This is a genomic window from Brunnivagina elsteri CCALA 953 (assembly GCF_002289455.1).
Lineage (GTDB): Bacteria > Cyanobacteriota > Cyanobacteriia > Cyanobacteriales > Nostocaceae > Brunnivagina > Brunnivagina elsteri.
Map to the genome: position 1 here is coordinate 1 of NZ_NTFS01000645.1, position 2,369 is coordinate 2,369.

A 2,369-nucleotide genomic window follows, 5' to 3' on the forward strand; every position below is an offset into this window, starting at 1 on the left:
AGCGTCTACCGCGTTCCCGCAGGGTAGGGGAGGTATGGAGGGGTCACATAATGTGCAGCCTCACATAGAATTGGTATTAGTTAGCAAATATCTACGAGGAAAGGGAGTTTTTGGGAGTTCGTGTGTGATTTTTGATTCTTAACATCAGATTATTTTTAGATTATTTTTAGGATTATTTTTAGGATTATTCATAAATATAAATTAAATATAAATGTATACATCTGGTTCGGCAGTCGGTAGAAAGTTCAGTTGAGTGGGTAACAAGGAGTAATAGTGTCAGATTCAGGTTACAAATTAACAACTTCGTCGCGACGTAAACCCGTTACCCGTGGGCAGCGTGTGCGTTCAGGGCAAAAAACCGTAGAAAACCAAGGGAAAGCGACTCAAAAAGCACAACCAGGACGTACAAAAGTAAATCCGAATGCTTTAGCTCGTGTACCTGTGGTCAAAAAACGTGCGATCGCATCGTCAGGAAGTTCTTTAACTGCATCTAACAGTAGGGGTAAAATTCCTCCTCTTAATCCCAACAGCACTAAGGTAAAATCGGTAAAGGTACGCAAGCAGCCATTACCTAGAAGAAAGGTTGCTAGTCGGAAGACACGACTTAAACCAATGGCACGCAATATTTTGTATGCTTTACGGTTACTGATTGTCGGGGTTGGATTAGGTGCGATCGTTGGTACGGCATTATCTGTTTTAGACCCGACAACGAAGCTAAATCCTGCAAACCCAACAGAAACGACAATTACCCCGAACCAAAGCCAATCAAGTCAATCTCCTGGGAATAATTCTGGTTTGGTTCTGTCCCAAGAAATATCCACACTTCGTACTTCCATCCAAAGTATCACAGCAGCTAATCCAAGTCTAACTCCGGGTGTGTTTATTGCCGATTTAGATAATGGTAGCTATGTAGATTTTAATGGCGGTGCGATGTTTTCAGCCGCTAGTACAATTAAAATTCCCATCATTGTGGCTTTTTTCCAAGATGTGGATGCTGGGAAAATTCGTCTTGATGAAACAATAACTAGTACAAAAAGCGCGATCGCAACTGGTTCGGGGGATATTCAGTATAAACCTGCCGGAACTAGCTATACTGCCCTGGAAGTTGTCACTAAAATGATTACGATTAGCGACAATACAGCAACGAATATGTTGATTGAGCGCTTAGGTGGAATTGAAACTTTAAATCAGCGTTTCCGTAGTTGGGGACTGAATACAACCACAATTCGGAATATTTTACCAGATATCGAAGGTACAAATACCACCAGTCCGAAAGAATTAGCGAATTTGATTGCGGTTATGACTAAGGGGAACTTGGTGAGTATGCAATCACGCGATCGTATTCTCGATATTATGCGTCGTACGGTTAAGGATAATTTATTACCGTCGGGTTTGGGACAAGGTGCAACTATTGCCCATAAAACAGGGGAGATTGGTGCAATTTTAGCAGATGCAGGTTTAGTAGACTTGCCTACTGGCAAACGCTACATCGCTGCTGTGATAGTGCAACGTCCAAGAAATGATGCCGGTGCCGAAAAGTTAATTAGTTCGATTTCCCGTGCGGCTTACCAGCAATTTAGCCAAGGTAATGTCACACCAGCAGCAAATAACACAATTCCAACTAATACAATTCCAACTAACACAATACCAAACAATGGAATCGGGAATCCTGGTTCTACAAATCCGATTCAAAATCCCGTTATTAGTCCTCCATTATCCAACACAAATACTAATCAAATCCCTCAAACTAGTTATCAAGCTCCGATGATGAATCCAGTTTCTGGTAATTCTACATTCATGGCTCCCATACCTAATAATACGGGAAATATAGCACCTACAAGTGTTTATCAATCACCAGTTGTAAGTCCTCAATATTATTATCCTTACCAACGGTAGTTTTTATTGGTTAGGTCAAAATTTACGATTTCTAAATAGCGTAATAATTCCTGGACAAAACCACTATTTTCATTGATTGGACGACGAATTGTATTACCTTTACAAATGATTTTACCTGCATTTAAGATAATTTCTTGGTCGTCCATATTAGTAAAATTTAAGCTTTAATTACTTGTGCTAATCTATAAACTCCTTCAACTAATTGCTGTTCGTCAAGTTCTCCATAACCAAAGATAAACTCACCAGAATAATTTGGGTTAATGTACTGAATCGAAGCTGACATCATTCCGACTCCAACCTTAGCTGCACGTTGAATAATGTCATCATCGCTCAGATTTGTCTGTAACCTTACCACAGGGCTATTTCATTCTAAAAGTAGGAGCTATGTGGTATAATCTAGCGCGAATCCAAGCGTGTGCATCTACCTCCATGAGCCAACCAGCAATTATAGAAGCTTTTGCAGAGCTTAAAGA

Annotated in this window: 3 protein-coding genes; 1 reads left to right on the forward strand and 2 read right to left on the reverse strand. The window is 40.3% G+C overall.

From position 1 onward, the window contains the following. The first annotated feature begins 273 nt into the window (after positions 1–273). Entirely contained in the window at positions 274–1,896 is a 1,623-nt protein-coding gene (locus CK510_RS29440; protein ID WP_095724994.1) for a serine hydrolase, read from the forward strand. Here CK510_RS29440 and CK510_RS32175 read toward each other — a convergent pair. Next, positions 1,884–2,042, reverse strand: a complete 159-nt coding sequence (locus CK510_RS32175) for a hypothetical protein (protein WP_158224993.1) — start codon at positions 2,040–2,042, stop codon at positions 1,884–1,886. The genes CK510_RS29440 and CK510_RS32175 overlap by 13 nt on opposite strands. An 11-nt stretch (positions 2,043–2,053) precedes the next feature. Next, positions 2,054–2,251: a hypothetical protein gene (locus tag CK510_RS29445; protein ID WP_095724995.1), complete on the reverse strand. Its 198-nt coding sequence runs from the start codon at positions 2,249–2,251 to the stop codon at positions 2,054–2,056. Between the last annotated feature and the right edge of the window lie 118 nt (positions 2,252–2,369).

What these genes read in the sequence shown, in the direction of transcription:
- CK510_RS32175 (WP_158224993.1), bottom strand. Translation starts at nt 2,042, where the DNA reads ATGGACGACCAAGAAATTATCTTAAATGCAGGTAAAATCATTTGTAAA.